We start from the raw sequence: 25,497 nt of genomic DNA, 5'->3' as shown, positions 1-25,497 counted from the left end.
TTCTTCTTCCTTGCAAAATAAAATTAAAGAATTAGGAGAGTTTCAGTTATCCTATTGCTTATTTTCTTTGGAATACAAGGTTTCTTCAGCAACCTGTGCCAGTTCCTCAGCCTTGATGCTAATCTCATGAATCGTTGCCGAGAACTCCTGAATCGTCCTTGACTGGGTATCGGTCAGCGTGTGGATATCGGCAAAAGCATGATTGAGCCGCTGTAAAAATTCCTGAATATGCTTGGTGATGCCATTAATCTGGTCCACGTTCTCTTTGGAGCTTGTCGCCAGCTTCCGAATCTCATCGGCAACGACCGAGAAACCCCTACCGACTTCCCCAGCCCTTGCCGCTTCGATAGAAGCATTAAGGCCTAACATGCTGCTCTGATCCGAAATTTCCTTCACGACGGTGGAAATCTTGCCGATCTGCTGCGCACTGGAGCTAACCTCCGACATTTGACCGGTTACGTCCGACACCCGATCGGTAAGTCGGGCGATGGATTGGCTAATATCTTCAATGGATGCGGTGGTCTGCTCGACAATTGCGGAAAAGCTCTCGGCCATCTCAAACAGCATATTCGCTTTTTCGAGGCTTGTACCCATGCCTACGCCGCCGATTACCCTGCCAAATTCGTCATGCAGCGGGATCGCCCGTGCAGCAAGCGGAAATCCAAACAGCTCTTTCGGAACGACTGCCGATAAAGCTTTATTATTGCGGATGGCATCGGTTACGATATCCCCCTCCACGAGCGGGTCCCCAGGCTTGACATTCAGCGAAAAGGTTCTTCCCGGAATGTTGATGATGAGCTTCTCCGTGTCGTATATGCCAATCGTGATGTCATCATTCGTAAGACTTTTCAGAAGTGGAGCTACCTTGACAAAGGCCCCTATCATCTCATGCTGTGTTTGTTCTTCAGTTACATTGCTCATGCTATCTCCCCCAACCCTTCATATGGGTGCTATTGTCCGCCATACCGTATCATCAAGCTTATTGGCGTATCATTGGGAACTGCATCTTCCCTTCTGATCACTATATTTATCGTCCGAATGCATCGAATCGTTGAGTAGGATGATGGGCTGGAACAATAAAAATCCCTTCCTCATTTGGTGAGGAAGGGACGTTGTCGAAAGGTTATACCGCTTGGCGCAGCCGCTCAAACAATATGTTGTTTTCCAGATGGATATGCTCGAAGGTGTTCTTTTCAAGCATGGCTAACCGTTGAAAGACAAGCCGATACGTACCGCAGGCACCAGCCGGAAGCTCGAAATCGGATGTTACGTCCCGCAGCTCCTGCAGCAAGCTGCCGGCATGAGCATGTTCATGTTCCAGTTCGGACACGTGCGGCTTAAGCTCTGCTGCCGCTTGGTGGCTAGGGTCCGCCACAAATTTCAAGATGAGCGGGAATACGTTCTCGTCCTCGTCCTTCGTATGCTCTAGCAGCTCCTTTTTCAATTCCGAAAAAAGCTCCTGCACGCGAAGCAGCTCGGGATGATGCTCTCCATGCACACGGGCCAATTTCGTGACATAGGGCGTTAATGCCGGTAATTCATCACGTAGGAAGGCATGATGTTTTTGTTGGATGTGATCAATCAGTTCGGATTCCTTCAATGAAGCGGGACGGCTTTCCTGGTAATCGGCAAACTTGCTCTCTACGGACCGAACCTGCTCCAGAACGGCGGCTGGATCCAAAAGACGCTGCTTGGCTGCCTCTTCCAAAGGCACCTGGCCGCCACAACAAAAATCGATGCGGAGGGATCGAAATAAATCCGCGGTTTGCGGGATGGATGTCACAATATCGGATACTTGGCTCTGAAGCGTGAATGAACTCATATTCAAACCTCCCTAGACTAAATACGTGTTTGTGAACTTTTTCACTCTTACAACTCAAGTATATGAAACTCCCATCCCCGCAAATGTGATTGCAGTCATACTGAAATGTAACACTATGTGAACGATAGTATCGAAAGGACAACGGGACCCAGGACAACAACAATCATGGATGAAATCATCCCTGTTTTGTTCTCAAAGCTGCCCAGTTTCTTCGTCATCGTTCACATTACTCGGCCTTCGGACCGATGCCTGTCTTCGCCGAGATATTTACATTGGAAAATGTGGAAGTATTGTATTTCCACGTCTCATTGTTAACTTTAGACGCATCCGCCACAAGCCCGACATAGACTTGCTTCGGCAAATCGACTTGGACGTTTCCAACCGTGGTCCAACTGGTTCCATCTTGAGAAACGAACGATGTGAATTGATTATCCTTGCGGACAAGCTTGATCCAATATGGCAGCTGAAATTCCTGATCCGGCTGAATCCTCGCGACCTCGCCGCCCTCCTCGGCGCGACTAAGGGTTACGCCTCTTTTCCCCGTGCGAATATAAGGGACGACAAGGGAAACGAACGGGGCATCCTCTTTCAGGCTCTCGCGGAACATGATCCCGGCTTCCGCTTCCTCATTTGTGGGAGTGATGCTTTCAATCCGGGCAACGATTTCAGCATCTCCCTTTACCTTCTGATATGCAAAATGAAAGACGTCCTTCGTGCCGCCGATATCACCCGCGGACTTGACGGTCACTTCCCCCGGCGCGCCGCCGAGCTGCGTGTGTCCCGGAATTCCCGGACTGCCGACATCGGCCGATTTCCAAGGCCTGATGCTCCCTTTAGTGTTCGCATGAACGACCACGCTCGTTGAGAATGCCATCGTGCCTGTATCGTCGATCGCTTTTGCGGCCCAGTAATGGGTGCCATCCGCAACGTCCGTCCACTGATAGCGGAACGGCATGCTTTCGTCCTCTCCAACCTTCTCTCCGTTCCGGTAAAATTCCACCTTGGTTACGCTGCCGTCTTCATCGGAAACGGACGCTTCAATCGTGACGTTCGAACCGGCTTTTACCACCGTGTTGTTTGCCGGGGCGGTAATGACCGCTGAGGGATTGGCCGATCCGTTTCCTGGTATGGAATTCAGATACAGCTCCAGATTCGTAAATCCTTCGTTATTGGTCATATTGCGGTCGCTCGGATCTTTCGGATCCAGCCCGTGGGCGATCTCCCAATCATTCGGCATTCCATCTTGATCGTCATCTTCTATTGTAGAAACAACCGGCTCCACGAGCGGATATCCGCCCACCTCATTCTGGGAGTTAATATGCATGCCGGTTCGGTGGATCACATCCTGGATGATCCGGGCATCGACGGCATCCCGCTTCGGCAGGGTGGCTCCGGCGCTTTGCATGACCGCTTCATAAGCCTCTTCGGCGGATTCGGTCGGCAATGGATTGGCAAAGGAAGCGGGAGTTTCCAGCTTCACGTAATTTGGGTATTTATGAACGCCGGACCAGTTATCCTGCGTATATTCCGGATACCCGTCCATGACGTTGCCGTCGATAAAGTAACTTCCGGTGCTCTCCGCATTCATAAACCGAACGACTTCCGTTTCCGGGCCGGGCTTGTAATAATTGTTGATGATATTGGTAACTGCGCCTTTGCCTCCGTACGAAGCAAAGAAACCCCAGTTGTATACCACGTTATTTCGGAAATCATGGGAGTTGCCGGCCGTGCTGTCAAACGCCGGGTTACGGCTGGAATTATGAGCGATCAAGTTATGATGGAAGCTGGTGTTCTTTCCGCCCCATATCCCGCCGTACCCGTGTCTGCCTTTGACGTGTCTGCTAATATGCATGGCGTCGGCGATGATCGACCACTGCACGGTGACATTTTCGTTGCCGTAAGGGCTGAGCACTTCGTCAACGGACCAGCTGAACGAGGAGTGGTCAATGATAATGTCTTTCTTGTACCGTCCGCCAAAAGAGTCTGCTTCCGTTTCATTCATATCGCCCAGCCGGAAGCGCATGTAACGGATGATCAGGTTGTTTCCATCGAAGGACGTTGGATACCCGATAACCGTAATCCCATCGCCCGGCGCCGTTTGACCGGCAATCGTCAGGTTGTCTCCGAGAATCTTCAGTGGGGATTTCAGCTGAATCACGCCGCCGACTTTAAATACGACGGTCCGGTTCCCGGCGCTGACCGCGTCACGAAGCGACCCCGCTCCCGAGTCGGCAAGCGTCGTTACCTCGTACACTTCGCCGCCCCGGCCGCCGGTCGTATATTTCCCACCGCCTTCGGCCCCCGGAAACGCAGGCGTTTGCGGGGAATTTGCCGGGGCTGGGGATTCAGGATTTTCCTCAGCGTAAGCACCTCCGCCGGATAAACCGGTAAACAGCATCGTGAAGACAAGCATTTGCTTCAACCATTTTGCTGCTTTCATTTGCGTACCTCCTTATCATTTTGAGATTCTGACAACGGTTATAATTCGATCACCTCCTTTCTAAGCCATATTTAATCCGAAAGCTACTTGATCACGACCTCCCCCGGTTCCACTTCAGGAGAGATCTCGATCCCCCTAGCCTTATCGGCCTTCAGCCCCGAGCATTCGATTTGGCTGGACCGTTCCCCGGTCACCACCAACAGGCGGTCGTCCTGCGAACCGCCTTCTCCGCTGACATTCGCCACTTGAACATTTCGGCTTTGGTGAAAAAGAAGCAGCGGATTATCCTGAGTGCGAAGGACCAAGTCCTGAATGCTCAGGTTTTGTCCATTTCGGCATACAATGCCTTCCCGACTTGTGATGGCGGACCGCTTCACCGTCAAGTTCTCCACCGGCATCTCCGGCAGGCCGTTGATGAGGAGCGCAGTATGCGCGCCGCTGCACACGATATCCTGAATGACAATGTTCCGGAACACGGGGGTTTCCTCGGTAACGGGCAGCATTACTTCCTCTTGGTATTCGCCGGAGCCGGCTTTCCCTTCGTAATATAAATTGAAGGAGATGGCATCCCCGTCGATATCCCGCATCCGAATCCGTTCAATCAAGATGTTCTCGACCACGCCGCCGCGCCCGCGGCAGCTTTTAAAGCGAATGCCGATATCGGTGCCGATAAAAGTGCAATCGGATACGTATACATCCTTGATGCCTCCGGACATTTCACTGCCGACCACGATGCCGCCGTGGCCGTGATAAACGGTGCAATTCCGGATACTAATCCGCTCGCTCGGCTTTCCCAGCAGGCGCCCGGCTTCATTTTTGCCGGACTTCAGGCAGATCGCGTCGTCTCCTACATCAAACGAGCTGTTTTCAACGGTTACGTATTTGCACGAATCAATGTCCAGACCGTCCCCGTTCTGGGCATACCACGGATTGCGGACCGTAATGTTTTGAATGGTGATCTGCTCCGATGCCCAAGGATGCAGGCACCAGGCTGCGGAGTTTTGAAAGGTGGGACCGCTGAGCAGGATCCGCTTACAGTTTCTCAAGCTGAGCAGATTGGGTCTCAAGTAGTCTCTGACGGGCTCATAATCCTGTGGTTCCTCGCTGCCTGTCTGTTCAATACGGTCCAGGGTCTCCTGACCGTCCCGAGCAGCGGGCGTTGGCCACCACAATCCCTGGTCATCCACGACGCCGCCGGATTGTATTAAGCGCTCCCACTGGCTTTCCGTCAGCTTCCCTCTCTTAACAGGCCTCCAGGCTTCGCCGCTTCCGTCAAAAATCCCGCCCCCGGTGATCGCGACATCCTCCAGCCCTTCGCCATCGAGCGGAGACTGGCAGCGAAACATCTGCCGGCCCTCATACGTGGACATCAGGATCGGATAATCTTCGAAAAACTTGCTGAACATGACGAAGGCACCGGCTGAGGCATGAAGCTCAATCCGGCTCTGCAGCTTGATCGGACCGGTGAGCCATATCCCCGGAGGGATGACCAGCGTGCCTCCTCCTGCCTTTGCGCAGGCTTCAATCGCTTGATGAAATGCTTGAGTATTGTCATAAACACCGTCTCCGACGGCGCCATAGTCTGTAATCGTTACCGTATGTTCCGGGATCACGGGCAAATCAGGGCATATCGCTTCTTCGGTTATCATGATCATGGGTACCTCCGTTATTGTAAGATTTCATTTTCGATTTGTATCGGCTGGACGAAATACCTTCCGCCGGTTTCGGTAGCCATTTCGATGACATGGCCATGACGTTCCATCGGCACCTCCCTTCCATCCGAGGTCGTGACCCGTACGGACCGCTTCGCATGGAGACGAAGCTTCCGACCGCTTACCGAAGTGATCACCGCTTCCGCAAGGCTCCCGTCTCTCCAATCGATATCCACCTGGAAGCCTCCCCTGGCGCGAAGTCCCTGTACGCGCCCTTGCGGCCAGGCTTCTGGCAGCGCCGGCAGAAGACGGATGTGATCCAGGTGACTCTGGATCAGCATTTCGGCAATTCCCGCGGCAGCCCCGAAGTTGCCGTCGATTTGGAACGGCGGGTGATTGTCGAACAGATTGGGGAGCGTCGATTGCCTCAGCAATTCTTTAAGATGAACATAGGCCTGTTCGCCGTCCAGCAGCCGCGCCCAGAAGTTGATGATCCAGGCCCGGCTCCAGCCGGTATGTCCCCCGCCGTGGGCGAGACGCCGCCGAAGCGTAACCCGGGCCGCTTCCGCCAAGTCCGGCGTCGAGTCCGGACTGACCGTCGTTCCGGGATGAAGACCGAACAGATGGGAGATGTGCCGGTGCCCGGGGTCGGCCTCTTCGTAATCCTCCAGCCATTCCTGCAGCTGCCCGTGCCTTCCTACCTTCATCTCCGGCAAACGATCCATGATGGCCGCCCATTCTTGGCGAGCATTTTCGTCGATGTCCAGCTCCAGGCTTGCCTGGATGCAGGCACTGTACAGCTCCGATATGATTTGCGTGTCCATGGACGGTCCGTAACAGAGCGTTCCGGATTCGCCGTTCCGCAGCAAATAACGGTTCTCCGGCGAAACGGATGGATTCGTCACGAGGTATCCTTCAGGACTTTCCACCAGAAAGTCGGTGAAGAAGAGTGCCGCTTCCTTCATGGTCTCATAGGCTCTTTTCAAGAAATCCGGATTCGGATTGAATTTGTAATGCTCCCAGAGATGAAGGGTCAGCCATGCGGCGCCCATCACCCATTGGGTGGCCGGAGGATAAATGTCCTGGGGCGCGGTGTCGGCCCAAATATCGGTGTTATGATGGGCGACGAATCCGCAGCAGCCGTACATTGTTCGTGCCGTTACGCGCCCGTTGTCCCTCATGCGTTCAATTAATTCAAACAGCGGTTCATGGCATTCGGACAGATTGCAGCTTTCCGCCGGCCAGTAATTCATCTGGGTGTTGATATTGATCGTAAATTTGCTGTCCCAGGGTGGAGCCATGGAATCGTTCCAGATGCCCTGGAGATTGGCCGGGAGCGATCCAGGGCGGCTGCAGGCAATAAGCAGATATCTTCCGAAGTGAAAATACAGCGTGTACAGGCCTGCGTCGTCCTCTCCCGCCCGCACACGCTCAAGCCGCTTAGGCACCGGCAGCAAATGGCGCTCCTGATCTGCAGGAGCTCTCAGGTCCAGCTTTACCCGCTCAAACAACGGCTGATAATCCGCAATATGACGCTTCTTCAAAGCGGCATAGCCCTGGTTCGCTGCATGTTCCAGCAGCTCAGCACAGCGCAATTTCGGATCGTCTACGCGAAAGGTGCTGGCCGCGGCAAGGATAATGACGACTTCGTCGGCCTGATCCACCAGCAAATGCTCGCCGACAACGCGTACGGTTCCGCCTGCAGTTATGGCTTTTGCAGCGGCACTGTAGGTAAGCCCGTCCTTCCCACCGCAATCATTCGTCATGACCACCGTGTCCGTGCCATGCCGATGGACTGCATCCATGTGCTTCCCTTTCTGCCGCTCAAATCGCGCTGTCAAGGTCAGAACACCCGGTCGATCGGCTTCCAGCCGGATGACCATCACCTGGTCCGGATAGCTGCAAAACACTTCCCGGGTAAAGGTAACGCCTCCGTATTGGTATGACGTTACGGCGATCGCCTTTTCAAGATCCAGCTCCCTGCGATAGTGGGACAACTCGCCTTGCGGATGATCGACCTGAATGCAGAAATCGCCCGCCGTCAAATATGGCCTCTGGCTGCGCGGCGTCCCGGAAAAAGCCGTCTCCGACAGCCGGTGGGCTTCCTTCAGCCGCCCTTCGAACAACAGCTTGCGGATGAGCGGAAGATGTCGGAGCGCATCCGGATTGTTGCGGTCCCTCGGACCTCCGTACCATACCGAATCCTCGTTGAATTGGATTTTTTCCTGCTGGGCGCATCCGAATACCATGCCGCCAAGACGTCCGTTCCCAATCGGTAAAGCCTCGTTCCAGTTCTGGGCCGGCTGATCGAACCATATCAAGGTTTCTGAAGTTAATGGCATTCTGTCCTCCTAAGCTTCTTATGCTAAGAATTTGTAAGCGTTTTAAAAAAGTTGGTGATTGCGGCCAAAACCCTTGAAGATCGGCTGCAGGCATGATATATAATTTTCTACGATCACTATCGATGGTAATCCAACCATGCGTATAAAGGAGATTGAGAGGAATGATTGACCGGCTGCAGCCTAAATACCACATCGGAGATCATAATTTCTCCATCCAATACATGTCGCGAAACGGTTCCAGCAGCATGCCGCGCCCCCATGAGCATCCCTACTTCGAGTTGTACTACTTGCTCAACGGGGAGCGAGTTTACTTCATGGACGATAACGTGTTCACCGTCAAAAAAGGGGATCTGATGATCGTGAACCCGCATGATCTGCACTCGACGGCAAGCTCCGAGAAGCTGCTCTTCGAGCGGGTGCTGATCGGCTTCTCCAGAACCTTCATCGAACAGGGGGACGCCGGCGTCGCCAATTTGCTCGATCATGGGACGTCCAGGCTCATTCGTATTCCGCTTAAGCATCAGCCGGAAATCGAGCGGCTGCTGCATTCCATGCTCGCAGAATGCCAAACGGAGCAGACTCACTACAGCTCATTGGTTCGCTCGCTGATGAACGAGTTGCTTATCCGACTCCACCGGATTGAGACTACGCTGCAATCCCAAACCCATGAATACGAGCATCCGATGCATCAAAAAATTTCGGAAATTGCCCAATATATCAAATCGAATTTCCATGAAAAGCTCACGCTGGAACAGGTCGCCAAGCAGTTTTACATCAGTCCCTCCTATCTCAGCAGGGTATTCACCAGGCTGACAGGCTTTCACTTTCGTGAATACGTGCAGGTGGTACGAATCCGCGAAGCCCAAAAAATGCTCGTGAGCAGCCGGGACTCCGTGCAAATCATCTCCGAGCTGGCCGGATTTGAACATATTGCCCACTTCAATAAAACCTTCAAAAAAATAGCGGGCACGACGCCTCTCCAGTATCGCAAGCGTCACGGATAGAATCGGGGCTGTTCCAAAGTAGTCACCCGTCTTGGGACAGCCCCGCCTTTACTACATCTCTCCTCTTCCGACCCTAAACCATTCGACATCCACATACCCTCTGTCTGGATGATCCTCCTTACAAACCGCGAACAATCCAACCTTGGCTCCGACCCAGTGACCTTTTTCCGCTACGAAATCCTTTTTCCCGCACGGCATGTAACGACCGTCAGCAGCAGCGTAATCGAAGCGGCATATCGCACCAGGATGAACCGTGACCCGAATCGTTACCTTCCCATCATTCCATCCGCCGGACCATACGATATTCTCCTCCTTGTCATTCCCTTTGGCTTGAATAATCTCCATCCCGGATCCGTCCGTTTTCATCCGAACGCCGACATAGGCGAAGGTTCGTCCGAATATGATCAGACCCGCCCGTTCACCGGGCTTGAGTGACGTTCCATCCAGTTTGGCTTCCGCATGAAATACTTCAGCCGGAAATTTCTGCAGCAGCAAGTGAGGGGCATCGTAGATCGTTTGCGATGGCCGGTGCTCCGGCACGGGAAAGGAGAATAATCGCAAATGGCTGTCCTTCTCGAATGCGTACCAATCCGGATTCGGATTGGCCTGCCATTGCCACTGAAGGCCAAGCGTTGCGCCTTCGAATTCGTCCGAATCGTCCGGGGCTTGAATCATATGCTCCCCAAGGACACTTGGCTTCGGATAACGCAGAACCGGTTCGCCGATCCCGTCTCCATTCGTGTCGATCCCGATCTGCGGCCAATCATCCACCCAGCGCATGGGCTGCAGATGTGTTATTCGTCCGTAAGCCCCCTTGTCTTGAAAATGCATAAACCACGATTCTCCCGATGCCAGCTCCACCCAGCCGCCTTGATGCGGACCGTTAACCGGGCCATCGCCTTGATGCAGCTCGATTTTGTCCTCATAAGGGCCAAAGACCGAGGTAGACCGAAGCACGGTCTGCCAACCCGTTGATACTCCTCCGGCAGGAGCAAAGATATAATAATAGCCATTCCGTTTATACAGCTTCGGGCCCTCCATCGTCGGATGGCGCTCGGTCCCGTCGAAGACGATCTGACCTTCATCCAGCAGCTGTTTTCCATCCGGGGACATCCGGCACATTCGTAATAGATGCTTGATGCCGCATCTGCTTTTGGCAAACGCGTGAACCAGGTAAGCCTGGCCGTCATCGTCCCAGAACGGGCACGGGTCGATTAAGCCTTTTCCCTCTTGAACCAGATGGAGTGGCGTCCAGCTGCCTGCCGGGTCCTCTGCTGTGCTCATCAAGATGCCGACATCCGGATCTCCATAGAACACCCAGTACTTGCCGTCATGGAATCGAAGGGCCGGAGCCCAGACGCCGTTCCCATGCTGCGGGACGTCATAGCCCGGCAGATCCATCCGTGGCAGCACATGATTCATGATCTTCCAGTTAATTAAATCCTTCGAATGCAGAATCGGCAGTCCCGGCAGATGGCCAAAGCTGGAGGCTGTCATATAGAAATCTTCCCCTACCCGGATCACATCCGGATCCGAATAATCCGCATGAAGCACCGGATTCACGAACGTTCCGTCTCCCTGATCCGACAACCACGGTTTGTTCTGTAATGCTTGCATTGTTAACGATGAGTGCATCATATAGAACCTCCTACCCTTGAATCTTCTAACCGCTCCATTTCCAGACTTGCAAGGATGAAAGGCGCGACGCCGATCTGGGCGTCCGACACCACTTTCTCGCCGATGTAATATTCGTAAGAGCCGTTGCGGTCGTCGCTGAGCCCCGCTCCATGGCATATGGAATGTAGATGCACGCCGGTATCGTTAACCTCGACAAACCGCTGTACCAAACCTTCGTAAGCCCTTTCCGCAATGGATCTTGAAGACTGTTCCAGGTATTGAAGCCGCACTCCCTTGGCCAATGCATAAATAAACATCGAGGAGCCGGAGGTTTCGAGATAATTGCCTTCCCGGAAGCCTTGATCGAGCACCTGGAACCACAGCCCGCTCTCTTTTTCCTGATACCGTCCAAGCGCCCGGCTTAACCGTTCGAATATGCCCATGATCGTACCGCGCTTCGGATGATCCACCGGGAAATACTCGAGACTGTCCACCAGCGCCATTGCATACCAGCCTAAGGCCCTGCTCCAATAATGCGGGGAGCGGCCGCTTTCCGGATCGGCCCATACTTGTTCCTTCGCTTCATCCCATCCGTGATACAAGAGCCCCGTTGTGCGATCCCGGGTTCTTCGCTCCACCAGCAGAAGCTGATGGGCTACCTCGTCGAACCATTCAGGTCGGTTGTAGGTTTTCGCATATTGCGCCAGAAATGGCGAAGACATATAGAGCCCATCCAGCCACATCTGAAACGGGTAAACTTTCTTGTGCCAGAACCCGCCGTCCGTCGTCCTGGGCTGGCCGATCAGCTGGGCGGCAAGCGTATGTGAAGCCTTTTCATAACGGGAGTCATGAAATCTGGCGCTCAGAGCAAATAAATTTTTCCCCTGGTTGATCTGGTCCAGATTATACTCTTCGATGCGATATCCCCGAATGTCCCCATCCGCTTGAACAAACAGATCCATATGCCTTTTCATGAAATCAATATAAGCATCCTTGCTATAACAATCCCCTGTGCGGGCGATCGCCATGAGCATCATCCCGGGTACATACGCCCAACGACGGGCAATTTCAGAGTGAAGTCCCTCGCTGTCCGCTTGACTGAGAATGGTATCCGCCGTCAAGACGGACCATCTGCTCTCTTGTTTCAAAACCGCCTCACCTCAATATCCTTGGAAGTTCTAATCACTAACTAATTATAAAGAAACGTAAATCATAAAAAATCCGGATTTGATGCCGAATCTCCCGCATATTTTGCATTTTATGCTCTGTTTCCCAATCAGCTTTCGTTCAAGAAGACAAGCAGAATAAGCTGCCATTTTTATAAATTCGGCATAAAAGGCAAAGAATGAACCGATTTAAACATCGGAGGTGTTATTATTAGAGCCTGCAATTCGATAACATGGATGAAAAATCCATAGAAGGAGCGTGTTCATCGATGAAAATCACAGTAGATCCCAGCGGACAAGGCGACTTCGTGACGGTACAGTCCGCTGTTGACTCGATTCCCGAGCAGGCCGATTCCCTTGTGATCCTCGAAATCAAAAAGGGTGTGTATTGCGAGAAAATCACGATCCCTTCATCGAAGCCAACTATTCGCATGATCGGCGAAGGAGCCGAAGAAACGATTCTTACCTATTCGGATAACGCCCACACCCTGGGGGAAGATGGTCAGCCCCTTGGCACCTTTCGCAGTGGAAGCTTGTATGTCTACGCCGACGATTTCAGCGCCGAACAATTGACCGTCCGCAACGATTCCGGACCTGGAACGGGCCAGGCTGTCGCCGCCTTTATCGATGCCGACCGGGTGTCCTTTCAGCATGTAAGGCTCGAAGGCGATCAAGATACGCTCTATGTATCCGGCGGACGTCATTACTTTGCCGAATGCTTTATCGAAGGAGATGTCGATTTTATATTTGGGCCGGCAGCGGCCGTATTCGACAGGTGCATGATCCGCTGCAAGCGGTCCGGCGGTTACCTGACCGCAGCCAATACGCCGAAGGAAGCGGAGTTCGGCTATGTCTTTCTGGACTGTACTATATCGGGAGCGCCTGGCGTTGAGAACGTATACCTCGGCCGGCCGTGGCGCGATTATGCCAATGTGGTGTTCATCCGATGCGAGATGGACGGCTCGGTTCATCCGCAAGGCTGGCATAACTGGAACCAGCCGGATCGCGAGCAGACATCCCGTTATGCCGAATTCGACAGCCGCGGCCCCGGAGCAGCCCCCTCCCTGCGGGTTTCGTGGTCTAGGGACCTTACCGAAGCCGAGGCTAAACCGTTTACGATTGAACAAGTGCTCAGTGGACAAGACGGTTGGTGTTCGCCTTACGCACCAGGTTCATCTAAGCTGAAGAAAGGTTGATGATGATGACTGCACTGGCACGAGTCCGTCCCGAGGAGGTGGGTATTCCTCCATCAGCCATCCTCCGCTTTATGGAGGATATGACGGAAAGAAATATGAACCTGCACAGCTTTATGCTGCTCCGGCATGGCAAAGTGGCTGCTGAAGGCCACTACTACCCTTTTCGAAAGAATGCAAGGCATCCGATATTCTCCGTCAGCAAAAGTCTGACTTCTGCAGCCATCGGTATCGCCATTGGAGAAGGGCTAATCTCCCTGGAGGACAAGGTCATTGCATTTTTTCCGGACAAGCAGCCGGAGGCCGTACACCCGTATACGGCCAGCATGACCATCCGGCATCTGCTGAGCATGCAATCCGTTCACCGGAAATCCACCAATAAAGAGGCCCGGGATATCGTATTCGAATATCTTCATACGCCTCCAAGCCATCCCCCGGGTACCGTCTTTGCTTACGATACGACGGGTACGCATACGCTGTGTGCCATCCTCCAACGAGTCACGGGAACCACCGTGCACGAATATCTCGAAACACGCTTGTTCCAGCCCCTCGGGATGCAGGATATCGAATGGGAGACCTGTCCGCTCGGCATTAACCAGGGCGGCAGCGGAGCTTATTGCACGCCCGAGGATATGGCAAGGTTCGGCCAGCTTTATCTGCAGGACGGAGTCTGGAACGGGATCCGGATTCTGCCGGAGGGCTGGGTAGAACAAAGCACATCCAAGGCGGTCGATAACTCCAGTGCCGGAATTCTTTTGGAAGGTCGAAGCGGGTACGGATACCAGTTCTGGCGGGCCAGGCGTCAAGCCTACTGCGCTTTCGGCGCGGGTGGACAATTCATCCTCGTCATGCCGGACCAAGATGCCGTTTTCGTCTCGACGGCCAACACCATGCTGAACCGGGATGAGCACCAAGGGATCCTGGATAGCGTTTGGACGCATCTGGTTCCTTCAATGAGTGCGTTCTGCCCCCTTGATGATGCCGATTATCAACGGATGCAGCAGCGTCTGAGCGCTTTGAAACTCCATCTGCCGAAGGGAAGCTCCTCCTCCACAGCGGCCACGGAGGTCTCTGGGCAGCAATACCGCCTCTCAGCAAATGAGCCGGGTTGGATGTATTGTCGCTTTATGTTCAGTGAGCAACAATGCGAGCTCATTTTCGTACATGAAACCGGTCATGCCAGGGTTTTATGCTCCATGAACGATTGGCATATCGGTCCTGATCCTTTTTATGGCCTTCCCTCCGCCTGTGGTGCCGTATGGGCAGACTCGTCGACTTGCTTGATCCACATTCAACTGCTGGAGGTGCAGCAGATGTTTATCCTGACCTGCCGTTTCGACCGCGATGGTCTTGTGCTGCAAATCAAGCCGGCAGGGGCGCTCAGCACGAATCATTTGGACCTCGTGCTCATCGGAACGAAAATCGATGCTCCATGAACCGAGAGACAAAGCAGCCAAGTACGTAAAAGGTACTTCCTTTTCCTTGCCGCTTTGTCTCTCGTTATCATTATTAATGACCGCTATTCTTGATTCTCGTAGGACTCTTTATATTCCGCAGCCATTTGATCGCCGCCGCTCTTTCTCCATCTCTCCACTTCGGCCTTCCAGCCGGCCTCGTCAATCTGTCCCATAATAAACTTGGTTTGCGCATCGGTGATGATCTGCTCCAGCTCGCCGCCGCGTTCATTATACGTAGTGGATTTCAAGGTAAGCGCCGGATTCGGCACAATATAGTTCTCGTTCTCGTACACGATTTGTTTATTTTTGTTGAACAGCTCCGTTCCTTTCGGTTTCTTCTCCATGTTGTACAAATCTCCCCGTTGCGGAAACGTATCGCGATAAGGCTTGACCTCTTGAGCGTCCTTATCCGCATCGATCGTTACGGTATAATCGCCTTCGACTTCGTAATGAACGCCTTCGATACCTTTATTAATGACATTAACCATCTCCGGATCCAGGAGCTTGTCAACGAAGGTCAGCACTTTAGCCAGCTCCTCTTCAGACTTGACCGTCGATTTCGGGATCGCCAGAAAGCCGGTATTACCGCTTTCCCCCGGAACCCGAACGCCTTCAGGTCCTTGCAGCGCCGATACGTCGACAACCGCTTCCGGAACGACCTTCTCCAGCTTGGTTTGCAGCGATTGGCCGTTACCGCCGGAGATCCGGATATTCGCGCGGCCCGATTCATACACCTTATTGAGCTCGGAGGAATCCACCACGGCGAAATCCTGGTTGATCAGCTTCTCTTCATACAATCTTCGGAACAGGTTCATAACCTCGAAGAACTGCTCGGATTCGAACTCCGGATAGAAATTGCCCTGCTCGTCGATGCCCCATTTATTAGGTGCGCCTTGGGAAACGGCAAGCCGGGTCAATGTTGATGCGGTACCCTGGTTATAGCCTTTGTCCAGCATCATTCCGTAGGTGTCCCTTTTACCGTTGCCATCGGGGTCCTCTTCCGTGCTGTACCGGATAATTTCATACCAATCATCCAGGGTCACCGGCTCCTTCAAGCCGGCTGCATCGAGCCAGTCCTTGCGGTAGCTGACGATCGCCCGGCCCATGTCCCGGAAAAGAGGGATGCCGTATACTTTGCCGTTCACGCTGATATTATCGTAATAGGCTTGCGGCTGTGCGGCCAAATTCGGGTAATTTTTCAAATGGGTTGTGATATCCCAGAACAGATCGGCTTCGAGCGAGCTGATGGTTGTTGGCGTATAGTTCAGCTTGATCAGCTTCGGAAGCTCATTGGAAGCGACCATGACGTTAACCTTCTCGTCGTATGCGGAGTAAGGTATCCACTGAATCCGCAGATCCGTGTTCGTGTATTCGCGTATTTTTTCCTCCATCGGATTGTTCGGGTCAGGTATTTCTCCCACCTGGTTCACCACCAGAGTGAGCGGATAAGGCCCGTCGCCATTGACCCCGCTCCCGCCGCTCTTGTCTCCGCAAGCCGTTACAACCATCATCCCCGCCAGCAACGCCATCACGGTTGTCATCCATCTTTTCTTCATCATTACCCCTCCATCATATTTATTCTATAAGAAACCCCTCTTTGGGAAGAAGGCGCATCGAACCGATTAACCTTTCACAGAGCCGAGCATGACGCCCTTCGCAAAATGCTTCTGCAGAAAAGGATACACGAGCAGAATCGGCACGGTGGCAAAGACGATGACCGCCATACGGATCGTTAACGGCTGCACGTCCATTTCGTCAAAGCTGGCATCCCCCACGCGGCTCTGTGCCAAAATCACGATTTCCCTAAGCAGGACCTGAATCGGCCACTTCTCGTTATCATTGATGTACAGAATCGCATTGAAAAACGTGTTCCAGTGAGCAACCGCATAGAACAATCCAAATGTCGCCATGGCCGGAAGGGACAAGGGAAGCACGATCCGTATCAGGACTCCCAGGTCGTTACAGCCGTCGATTTTTGCGGAATCCTCCAGCCCGTCGGGAATCTGCTGGAAGAAATTCTTCAGCACGATCAGGTTAAACGCACTGATGGCATTGGGAATCATCAAAGACCATAACGTGTTGGTCAGATTCAATCCATTCACGACAAAGTACGTTGGAATCATGCCACCGCTAAAGAGCATCGTGATCAATACACCGAGAAGGATGGGATTTCTCCCCCGGAGATGAGGCTTGGACAACGGATAAGCCATCAGCGACGTAAACGCCAGGTTGATCAGCGTTCCTACTACCGTAATATAGATCGACACGAGCAAGCTTCGCGGCAGTGTATCCGACGAGAAAATATATTGATACGATACGAGCGACCATTCTTTGGGCCATAGAATCAACCCGCCTTTGGCGACTTCCGCCGGACTGGCAAAGGATACCGCCAGCACATACACGAATGGCAGAACACACACGATCGCAACGATGAATAATACCGAATGGTTAATGATATCAAACAGGCGATTGCCCCAGGTTTGATCTTGACGCACTTGTATTCCCTCCTGTCATCTTAGAAAAAATGCATCCGCAGCGTCGTCCTAGTACACGCCTTCTTCCCCGAATCGCTTGGCCATCCAGTTTGATCCGAGAACCAGAATCAATCCGACAAAGGATTTAAACAGGCCGACGGCGGCACTGTAACTGTACTGGGCCTGCGTCATCCCTTTGGTGTACACGTACGTATCGAATACTTCACTCACTTCCCGATTCGTCGGCGTGATCATGAGGAAGATTTGCTCGAAGCCCGAGTCCAGGAAGTTGCCTAAACGAAGAATAAGCAAAATGATGATCGTGCTTCGGATGGCCGGCAGCGTAATATGCCACAGCTGGCGCCAGCGTCCGGCTCCGTCGATCCGTGCGGCCTCATACTGCTGCAGATCTACGCCTGCAAGGGCGGCAAGAAAGATCACGGTGCCCCAGCCCACTTCCTTCCATATCGACTGGGAGACAATCATCGTCCGAAACCAATCCTTCTCCAGCAAGAATGCGATTTTCTCGCCCGTTATCTGGTAAATGATCTCATTGAGAAGGCCGTTCTCGGTCGTAAACAGAATATAGAAAATACCTACAACGACAACCCAGGATACAAAATGCGGAATATAGATCAACGTTTGTACAAATCGTTTGAAGCGTTCCCGCCTTAACTCATTCAGCATGAGCGCCAATATAATCGGCAGCGGAAAGAAAAAGATCAGATTATATAACGCTAAAATAATGGTGTTTCGAAAGAGCATCCAAAACTGCGGCTCACTGAAAAAGCGCTCGAAATGCTTGAACCCGACCCACGGGCTGCCAAAAAATCCGGTATGCGGCTTGTAATCTTGAAAAGCCATCGTCACCCCGTACATCGGAACATATTTAAATACGATAAAATACAGCACGCCGGGCAGCAGCATCAGATACATCCACCTGTCCCTGACCAGATCCCTCAGTAATAGCTTTCTTTTCTCCAGACTCAGTTCCCCTTTTACTTGCGGGCCTGCCGCAGCCGGAGTTTGATTAGATTTCATAGCACCTCTCCTCAAAGTTTTGTGAGCGTTGCTTCCTGAATCGGTTTCGAACTAAACTCGCTTCGGAAGCATCGGCATTGCCTGTTTGAACATCGTTCTTGTTGCCTGATTGTATGCGTTTTCATGTTTTTATTATCCGTCACGAAATTCGTGTAAGGCTATACTCCGTTCATGACTTCAAGCACCAACCTTCGATAAATGCCTATCCTGCAAGGAAGGTAAGATATCACGGTTTTCCGTCGCATATGCCGTATTCTACCTATAGCGTGCCGCTGATGACATACAGTCTTAGTTGGTTCTTCGCGCCGTACGTTAGCAGCACACTGATTGATTCGTGCAGCGATTTCCGTAACCCCGCTCGAGCGTTTATTGGAGCAAAAAGCTGCTCCATCACCGTAAAACATGCTACGGCTGGAACAGCTTTCTTGGATTGATATGGTGATTTCATCATAAGATGAGCCCGATCCATCATACCGGTTGTGTCTACATCTTTGAATGGAGGTGCTAATCATCCCTTCCCTTCTTCACTGTTGAGCTGCTCCCGATACTGGCCGGGAGTTAACCCAAACGCACGACGGAACGTACGGATAAAGGCGCTAATATTCGTGTAGCTCACTTTCCTGCCGATTTCCGAGACCTTCATCTCGGTCGTGGCCAGTAGATTTTTGGCGATATTCATTCGGTACTCGCTAATGTATTCACTGAAGGAGACGCCCATTTCTTTCTTAAATACACGGCTGATATAAGCCGGATTAAAATTCATGACCGCCGCGCAATAGTCGAGCGAAATATCTTGACCGTACTGCTCCTGCACGATATCGACGATTCGGCGGGTGATGTTCACGAACTGTTTATCGGCCATATCTTCCAAAATTCCGATTACAGGCTTAAACAACCTGGAGTGGAACCAGCTCGCAATTTCGGTTCGTGTCTGCAGCCTGAACAGATGCTTCAGCTCCTCTTCGCCATTCCATACTTGCTGCATCGACAGTCCTTGCTCCTGGGCTATGCCAACGGTCCTGGACGCCAGCTGCAGCAGCAATAAATGATGCTCTTGATGAAACCCGTCCTTGCACAGCAATTTGTCCAAATAACGCTGAAACAGCTGCTCCACCTTTTCAAGCTGTCGTTCTTCCATGGCAAGCATCATCTGATCCTCGATCAGCCTTAATTTCGTGTATACCGTCTTCTCAGTATTGCCTTGATCCTCAATATCGGCATAACGCACGACGATATTCGACCCGAGAATAAATCGCAATTTAAGAGCCGCACTGCTTTCTTTATAGGCACGCTTCGCATCGGACAACCGCTTAAACGGGTGGCTGATGCCGATGCTGCATTCGAGCCCGAGGTATTCATGAACCTTGGCTTTGATATGCTGAGAGGTCTCATAGAACATAGCTAGACCAGCTTCGGCACTCTCCTCCTTACTGGTTAACAGCGTTACCTGGGAATGATTCAGCACGATCGGACTGAAACGCGCCTCTACGGGCAAGGTTTCCGACACGATATTGCTGACCGCAAACAGAAGAAGCTCCCGGTCCTGTTCCTGAAACCGCGACTGCTGAAGGTTATCCAACTCAAGCTGCAGCACGCCGAGGCTTCCCCAGCCCGTTGGAAACCCGTAGCGTTCGGAAGCGTATTGGTCATCGGCTCCGGACATCTGCTCGGTAAACAGCTTCAGGACATAGAATTCCCGTAGATGCACCGTCTGGGATTTCATCTGTTTGTCCAGCTCGTTTCTTGAAACGGCAAGGGAGGTCAAGCTCTCCCGGATGGACTCAAACTCATCTTTCCGGTAGTCATCGGTCTGCTGCGGCTGAACGTTCGTCGCGAACTCGTGGAGTTTGCGGATTGGAGAATACATCCTGCGGCTGCCAAACCAGGAAGCGATCAGCACGGTCACAATAATCCCGAAACAGGCTGCGGCTGTAATCAGTGCAATCTTTCCCGTCTGATCGGTCACTTTATCCAGCGATACGACGGATACATAGGTCCAGCCGTTATAATCCGATTTGGTGTACAGCACGCTCACCTTATTACCTTCGCTTTCTGCGTGAAATGCGCCTTGGGGTTCAACGGACTGCCCAATCCTTGATAAGACCTCTCCGTTGATCGAGCGGTAAGCCTCCCGATCCTGAACCGGCGACAGGAACGCTTCTCCCTGCTCGTTCAGGATATATTGGCTGGCCCGCAAATTGACGGGTTCCAGCATGCTCCGGATATCTTTGGCGGTGATTTGCAGAATCAGAATGCCGGACGGAGCGGCGCTTTTCGACAGAAGCGGTAATTTGTGTACCAGCCGAAGAGTTGTCGCCGTTTGTTCGGCACTGTTCCAGTAATCCGTCTCCGCAGGATTCGAGGTCTGCGGGATTTCCCCCGATCCCGCTGCCCAGAATATGCTTTCATGGGTATTCAGATACCGGTCGAATTCGGCTTTGTTCATGCCCTCCAGCGGTTTGAGTGAGTTTAAATCCACGACCCATTCATGCTTCAGATTGACGACGTACACCTGGTTTAATATGGTCTGCGTCTGCAGGTTGAACATTTCCTTCGTCAGTTCCCGGACCTTGATAAAATCCTGTCCGCTTAACTTGCTGTCCATCACGGACTTCAGCAGCGAAGAGTTCTCAAACTGCAAGGCGGTTCTTTGCATGGAATCGAGCACCTGCTCCACCCTCATCCGGGTCTGGTTCAGCAGATGCATATTGCCTTCGTTCACCTTCTCCTCCACATCTTTGGCGGCGATGAAATAAGAGAAGAATCCGATAAGAATCGTCGGGAAGGATCCCAGCAGCAAACTGTATATGAGTATTTTGGATTTGAATGTTCCCAATATCGTCTGCTCCTTCTTGGCATTGGATGTAAAGAACAGGATCAACTGGACCGTATAAATGGATATGTACAACCGAATGATAACGCTTGCATTATAATAGTTTAAAAATCATAACATACCCGAGCATTAATTTTTAGTCTTCACATGCTTTTTTGTTAGCATTATGATGTCTTTTTGTTTTGCGATAATGGGCCACCGGTCATATCGAAACAAGCTCTGGCGAACCGCAAGAGCTTGTTTTACCATAAGCCAGATTTCAGACTGGAAATTCCACTTATTCTGCAGAGTCAGTAACCGCGCCTCTCGATGCTGAGGACACTAATTTTGCATATTTGTACAATACGCCCGTGGAAACTTTGAGTGGAGGCTGCTGCCATGCTTGTGCCCTTGCAGCCAATTCGGAATCCGATACGTCGAACGTCATTTCTTGCGTTTCGCTGTCGATCGTGATCATGTCTCCATTCCTCAGCAGCGCGATCGGCCCGCCTACCTGTGCTTCAGGCGCAACGTGACCGACAACGAACCCATGCGAGCCGCCAGAGAACCTGCCGTCCGTAATCAGCGCAACCTCTCCGCCGAGACCCTTGCCTACAATGAGTGCCGTGACCGACAGCATCTCCGGCATACCCGGGCCGCCCTTAGGACCGCAATAACGAATGACTAACACGTCGCCCTTGCATATTTCATCTCTCAAGATCGCTTCGGTTGCATCCTCCTCGCTGTCATACACCTTGGCCGGTCCGACAAAACGCAGCTTCTTCATACCCGACATTTTGGCGACCGCACCTTCTGGCGCGAGATTGCCTCTTAATACAACCAATGGCCCGTTCGGCTTCAGCGGCTTATCGATGGGGCGAATGATTTCCTGGCTGCCCTCTAACGGCGCAGCTTCCGCCAGATTCTCTGCCAATGATTTACCTGTGACCGTCAGACAATCGCCATGCAGAAGCCCCTCGGCGAGCAATAATTTCATGACGCCCGGTACGCCGCCGACTTCGTTTAAGTCCTGCATGGCATGTCGTCCGCTTGGCTTCAGGTCTGCAAGGTGGGGAACTCGCAAACGGATTCGCTCGAAATCGTCTAACGTCAAATCTACGCCAACCGAATGAGCGATGGCAAGCAAATGCAGGAACGCGTTGGTTGAACCGCCCAAAGCCATGACGACGGTTATCGCATTCTCAAACGCTTTTTTGGTCATGATGTCCCTGGGATAGATTTCTTGCTCCAACAAGGAGAGGACCTGTCTTCCAGCCGCAGCGCATTCCGCTGCTTTGTCTGGTGAAATAGCCGGCGTTGAAGAGGAACCGGGCAGGCTCATCCCCATGGCTTCTGCCGCAGCGGCCATCGTATTGGCTGTATACATGCCCCCGCAAGAGCCCGGTCCCGGGCAGACGCTGCATTCCACCTTGTGTAACTGCTCCTCCGTCATTTTTCCGTCATGATATTGCCCGACCGCTTCGAAAGCCGTGACGATATCCACGTTCTTGCCATCGAGCTTCCCGGGCTGTATCGTACCGCCGTAAACATAAACCGCAGGAAGATTCATCCGTCCGATTGCCATCAGGCAAGCGGGCGTATTCTTGTCGCAACCGCCGATCGCCACCAGACCATCGAAACGTTCGGCCCCCGTCACGATCTCAATCGAATCTGCGATGGCTTCTCGGCTGGGCAGGGAGAACAGCATGCCGCCGTGTCCCATCGAAATGCCATCCGAAACCGTGATCGTGTTGAAAATAAGCGGAGCGCCGCCATGGTTGCGTACCCCTTGCTTGGCCTCTATGGCTAGCTTGTCGATATGCATATTACAAGGGGTCACTTCGCTCCAAGTGCTGGCTACGCCAATCATCGGTTTCTTAAAATCCGCATCCGTGAAACCAACAGCCCGCAGCATCGCCCTGTTCGGTACCCTGTTGACGCCCTCACTGATTACCTTACTGCGAATGCGTAAATCTTTTTTGTTTGTCATCCTTCCTTCTCCCCCTCTGTTTAGAGTAACCCGTGTAGTTCCTGCATGGGACGCATGAAGTTTTGTTTCATCATAGCTTGCGCCCGATCACCGTCCTTCTGCTCGAAAGCGCTGATGATCGAGGCATGCTCATCGACTGAAGCCTGTGTGGCAGCAATCGGCTGTTTTAAGAACACGTACTTAAACCGCCGGATATGCATCTGAAGCGAGGCACTATATGCAGCGACATAAGGATTATCTGACAGCTCCACGATGAAATTATGAAACTGTTCATCCAACTCCATGGCTTGATAAGCTTGCCCGCTCTTCATGGCATTTTCAAAATCCAGATTCATCGCCCGCAATTGCTGGATCTGCTCCGGAACAATGATGGTAGTGGTCACTTCAGCGGCCAATGCTTGAAGAACGGCCATGGTCGAATACATCTTAAAGATATCTTCCCTCTCAATGGCCGTAACTTTTGTTTCTTTTCCGGGGTGCGTGGACACGAGTCCTTGTACTTCAAGCAGTTGAAAAGCTTCCCGGATGGGCGTTCGGCTTACGCCAAGCGATTCCGCCAATTCGGCGTCGAGCAATTTCTCGCCGGGCTGAAGCGTGCCATCGATAATCCACCGTTGAATTTGGGAGAAGGCTCTTTCTTTTGCGGTCATTCGTACGGGAGAGACATAATTCTTAGGAACTGGCATGACTTATCATCCTTACTCTTTAAGTTTGTTATATGCAATATATCGCATTCATATATTAAATACAATACTTAGAGGGCTTCGTTTGATAAAAATAACAAACAGAGGAAATACTTAATCAAACTATCCAACAGCTAAGGACCACCGTTTAAACAAGTGAGGTGTAAACAACCATGCCATTTTCCACATGGACGGGTTCAAACCAATCCCGTAACGAAGCCTCTTCCAACTCAAATGATGCGAGTTCAGATGGCCGGAACATATCGGAGAGCTTAGAAGAGACCACATCCGAAATCAAGAAAATTCTCGGCGATAACGACGATTTTATGATACATCCCTTCCATGTGTTCGGGCAGCATCCGGCCGTATTGTTTTATTTCTCCGATATGACGGATCACGCCGTCATTAATAATACTTTATTAAGACCACTTAAATATGGCCCTCGCCATCTCGATGTTTCAGACCTCCCTCGCCATGCGTTGATGGACACTTTGATGAAGGATACGCTTTATCACAGCGAAGGATACTCGGAACGAAAAATCTCCGTGCTCACCGACAATCTTCTAAGGGGACAGTCTGTCGTAGCGATCGAAGGGCTGGACGAGGCCATCATCATTGATACGCGAAAAATATCGCAGCGTTCAATAGAACAGCCGGCGACGGAACAGGTGATCCGCGGGGCACGGGAAGGATTCATCGAGACGCTCGGTACCAACATTTCCCTGCTCCGCTACCGGCTGCAAACGCCGGATTTCCGCGTGAAATCCATGGAGATCGGAACGAAAACAAAATCCAAGGTTGCGGTCTGTTACATGGATGGCATCACCAATCCCGGCATCGTTAAAGAAGTGAATAAGCGCCTGGACGCCATTGAAATCGATGCCGTGCTGGATTCGGGGTATCTGGAACAGTTTATCGAAGACAATCATTGGTCTCCGTTTCCGCAAATCCAGTATACGGAGCGGCCCGACAAAGTCGTGGCGAATCTGCTGGAAGGCCGAGTGGCCATTCTGGTCGACGGTTCTCCGCTCGCCTTGATCGCTCCAACCGTATTCAGCCAGTTCTATCAAACGGTCGAAGATTATACCGAACGATTTCTATTGATGAGCGCGATTCGGCTGTCCCGCCTGGTGGCTTTGGTATTTTCCTTGGTTTTTCCTTCGTTGTATGTGGCGATTATCTCCTTTAATCCTGAGCTGATTCCCACGGAATTTGCGGTCGCCGTCGCAGGCGGACGTGCAGGCGTCCCTTTTCCGGCGATGGTCGAAGTGCTCGTTATTGAAATTTCGATGGAGGTTTTGCGGGAAGCCACGATCCGGTTGCCGCAGCAGGTGGGCGGCGCATTATCCATTGTCGGCGTGCTCGTCATCGGGCAAGCCGCGGTATCTGCCGGGTTCGCTAGTCCGATTACCATCGTCATCATTGCATTAACGACCATCGGATCTTTCGCAACGCCGGCCTACAACGCGGCGCTTGCGCTCCGTCTGCTGCGTTTTCCGCTGATCATATTGGCCGGGATCTTCGGATTGTACGGCGTCATGGTCGGCATCATCCTGATTGCCAATCATCTTTTGTCGCTTAAATCGTTCGGAGTTCCGTATCTAAGCCCATTCGTCCCAGGCAACTTTCAAGGCATGCGGGATCTTCTGACTCGCGGACCGCTGTGGAAGATGAAGAACAGGCCTTCCTTCCTCCACCCGCTTGACACATCAAGGCTCGGTGATCAAATGAAGGAGCAGGTGGATCATTCCTCAACCAATATCATGAATCCCGTCCAACCTAATGACGAGAAAGGTCGATAACC

The 25,497-nt window shown here is 52.2% G+C and carries 17 protein-coding genes; 4 read left to right on the top strand and 13 right to left on the bottom strand.

From position 1 onward, the window contains the following. Nucleotides 1–51: 51 nt before the first annotated feature. The 5 genes from MHI43_RS14600 to MHI43_RS14580 all read right to left on the bottom strand — a co-directional run bounded on the left by MHI43_RS14600 (nt 52) and on the right by MHI43_RS14580 (nt 8,256). The gene (locus MHI43_RS14600) at nt 52–921 is read right to left on the bottom strand and encodes a methyl-accepting chemotaxis protein (protein ID WP_015735094.1); all 870 of its coding nucleotides are present in this window, start codon (nt 919–921) and stop codon (nt 52–54) included. Between the two features lie 202 nt (nt 922–1,123). Continuing rightward, nucleotides 1,124–1,822 (bottom strand): iron-sulfur cluster repair di-iron protein, encoded by a 699-nt coding sequence (gene ric / locus MHI43_RS14595; RefSeq protein ID WP_036663206.1) that lies wholly within the window; start codon nt 1,820–1,822, stop codon nt 1,124–1,126. Between the two features lie 226 nt (nt 1,823–2,048). Next, nucleotides 2,049–4,262: an Ig-like domain-containing protein gene (locus MHI43_RS14590; RefSeq protein ID WP_036663207.1), complete on the bottom strand. Its 2,214-nt coding sequence runs from the start codon at nt 4,260–4,262 to the stop codon at nt 2,049–2,051. 83 nt (nt 4,263–4,345) lie between these two features. Continuing rightward, a complete protein-coding gene (locus MHI43_RS14585) occupies nt 4,346–5,917 on the bottom strand; it encodes a glycoside hydrolase family 28 protein (RefSeq protein WP_015735091.1) in 1,572 nt (523 codons plus the stop codon). 11 nt (nt 5,918–5,928) lie between these two features. After that, nucleotides 5,929–8,256, bottom strand: a complete 2,328-nt coding sequence (locus MHI43_RS14580; protein WP_036663208.1) for a glycoside hydrolase family 95 protein — start codon at nt 8,254–8,256, stop codon at nt 5,929–5,931. A 161-nt stretch (nt 8,257–8,417) separates the two neighbouring features. Between MHI43_RS14580 and MHI43_RS14575 the strand changes: the two genes are divergently transcribed. Continuing rightward, a complete protein-coding gene (locus MHI43_RS14575; protein ID WP_015735089.1) occupies nt 8,418–9,260 on the top strand; it encodes a helix-turn-helix domain-containing protein in 843 nt (280 codons plus the stop codon). A 51-nt stretch (nt 9,261–9,311) separates the two neighbouring features. Here the strand turns inward: MHI43_RS14575 and MHI43_RS14570 are convergent, their stop codons facing one another. Together MHI43_RS14570 and MHI43_RS14565 are read right to left on the bottom strand one after the other, a co-directional pair. Further along, nucleotides 9,312–10,898: a glycoside hydrolase 43 family protein gene (locus tag MHI43_RS14570; RefSeq protein ID WP_081746315.1), complete on the bottom strand. Its 1,587-nt coding sequence runs from the start codon at nt 10,896–10,898 to the stop codon at nt 9,312–9,314. Then, nucleotides 10,895–12,025: a glycoside hydrolase family 88 protein gene (locus MHI43_RS14565; protein ID WP_015735087.1), complete on the bottom strand. Its 1,131-nt coding sequence runs from the start codon at nt 12,023–12,025 to the stop codon at nt 10,895–10,897. The genes MHI43_RS14570 and MHI43_RS14565 overlap by 4 nt, the downstream gene beginning before the upstream one ends. A 287-nt stretch (nt 12,026–12,312) precedes the next feature. On the opposite strand from MHI43_RS14565, the gene MHI43_RS14560 reads away from it, so the two are divergent. Together MHI43_RS14560 and MHI43_RS14555 are read left to right on the top strand one after the other, a co-directional pair. Then, nucleotides 12,313–13,239, top strand: a complete 927-nt coding sequence (locus MHI43_RS14560; RefSeq protein WP_036663209.1) for a pectinesterase family protein — start codon at nt 12,313–12,315, stop codon at nt 13,237–13,239. Beyond that, nucleotides 13,239–14,672: a serine hydrolase gene (locus MHI43_RS14555; protein WP_036663210.1), complete on the top strand. Its 1,434-nt coding sequence runs from the start codon at nt 13,239–13,241 to the stop codon at nt 14,670–14,672. Before MHI43_RS14560 ends, MHI43_RS14555 begins: the two co-directional genes overlap by 1 nt. An 83-nt stretch (nt 14,673–14,755) precedes the next feature. Here the strand turns inward: MHI43_RS14555 and MHI43_RS14550 are convergent, their stop codons facing one another. The 6 genes from MHI43_RS14550 to MHI43_RS14525 form a co-directional block, all read right to left on the bottom strand. Next, nucleotides 14,756–16,249 carry an extracellular solute-binding protein gene (locus tag MHI43_RS14550; protein ID WP_081746316.1) on the bottom strand — a complete coding sequence of 498 codons (1,494 nt, stop codon included), beginning with the start codon at nt 16,247–16,249 and terminating at the stop codon, nt 14,756–14,758. A 66-nt stretch (nt 16,250–16,315) separates the two neighbouring features. After that, complete coding sequence (locus MHI43_RS14545) at nt 16,316–17,188, bottom strand: carbohydrate ABC transporter permease (RefSeq protein ID WP_036663212.1); 873 nt, start codon at nt 17,186–17,188, stop codon at nt 16,316–16,318. Between the two features lie 48 nt (nt 17,189–17,236). Next, nucleotides 17,237–18,208, bottom strand: coding sequence for a sugar ABC transporter permease (locus MHI43_RS14540; RefSeq protein WP_036663214.1), 972 nt, complete (start codon nt 18,206–18,208; stop codon nt 17,237–17,239). A 508-nt stretch (nt 18,209–18,716) separates the two neighbouring features. Next, entirely contained in the window at nt 18,717–21,116 is a 2,400-nt protein-coding gene (locus tag MHI43_RS14535) for an AraC family transcriptional regulator (RefSeq protein WP_235201802.1), read from the bottom strand. A 202-nt stretch (nt 21,117–21,318) separates the two neighbouring features. Then, nucleotides 21,319–23,010 (bottom strand): dihydroxy-acid dehydratase, encoded by a 1,692-nt coding sequence (gene ilvD, locus MHI43_RS14530; protein ID WP_015735080.1) that lies wholly within the window; start codon nt 23,008–23,010, stop codon nt 21,319–21,321. Nucleotides 23,011–23,030: 20 nt separating this feature from the next. Continuing rightward, complete coding sequence (locus MHI43_RS14525; protein WP_015735079.1) at nt 23,031–23,696, bottom strand: GntR family transcriptional regulator; 666 nt, start codon at nt 23,694–23,696, stop codon at nt 23,031–23,033. Between the two features lie 170 nt (nt 23,697–23,866). On the opposite strand from MHI43_RS14525, the gene MHI43_RS14520 reads away from it, so the two are divergent. Next, nucleotides 23,867–25,495, top strand: coding sequence for a spore germination protein (locus MHI43_RS14520; protein WP_015735078.1), 1,629 nt, complete (start codon nt 23,867–23,869; stop codon nt 25,493–25,495). Nucleotides 25,496–25,497: the final 2 nt, after the last annotated feature.

Source organism: Paenibacillus sp. FSL H8-0457, assembly GCF_038051935.1.
Taxonomy (GTDB): Bacteria; Bacillota; Bacilli; order Paenibacillales; family Paenibacillaceae; genus Paenibacillus_AQ; species Paenibacillus_AQ lautus_A.
The sequence above is the reverse complement of the archived record's forward strand: the minus strand, read 5'-3'. Positions and strand labels throughout refer to the sequence as shown.